The sequence below is a fragment of the Salinivibrio sp. EAGSL genome (assembly GCF_013366455.1).
Lineage (GTDB): Bacteria > Pseudomonadota > Gammaproteobacteria > Enterobacterales > Vibrionaceae > Salinivibrio > Salinivibrio costicola.
The window spans coordinates 1-442 of record NZ_JABWMG010000057.1 but is presented as its reverse complement, the minus strand read 5'-3'; the positions used below and the strand labels follow the sequence as shown (position 1 = coordinate 442).

The 442-nt window shown below is 53.8% G+C and carries 1 rRNA gene; it reads left to right on the top strand.

Features of this window, described 5'->3' with window-relative positions:
* A 16S ribosomal RNA gene (locus tag HLG76_RS14675) occupies positions 1–408 on the top strand; the annotation flags it as partial.
* Positions 409–442 lie beyond the last annotated feature (34 nt).

Sequence of the window (442 nt, the reverse complement as noted above, 5' to 3'; positions counted from 1 at the left end):
TAATGGTGGGAACTCCAGGGAGACTGCCGGTGATAAACCGGAGGAAGGTGGGGACGACGTCAAGTCATCATGGCCCTTACGAGTAGGGCTACACACGTGCTACAATGGCAGATACAGAGGGCAGCGAGACAGCGATGTTTAGCGAATCCCTTAAAGTTTGTCGTAGTCCGGATTGGAGTCTGCAACTCGACTCCATGAAGTCGGAATCGCTAGTAATCGTGGATCAGAATGCCACGGTGAATACGTTCCCGGGCCTTGTACACACCGCCCGTCACACCATGGGAGTGGGCTGCACCAGAAGTAGATAGCTTAACCTTCGGGAGGGCGTTTACCACGGTGTGGTTCATGACTGGGGTGAAGTCGTAACAAGGTAGCCCTAGGGGAACCTGGGGCTGGATCACCTCCTTACTGACGCTATTCTTGCGAGTGTTCACACAGATTG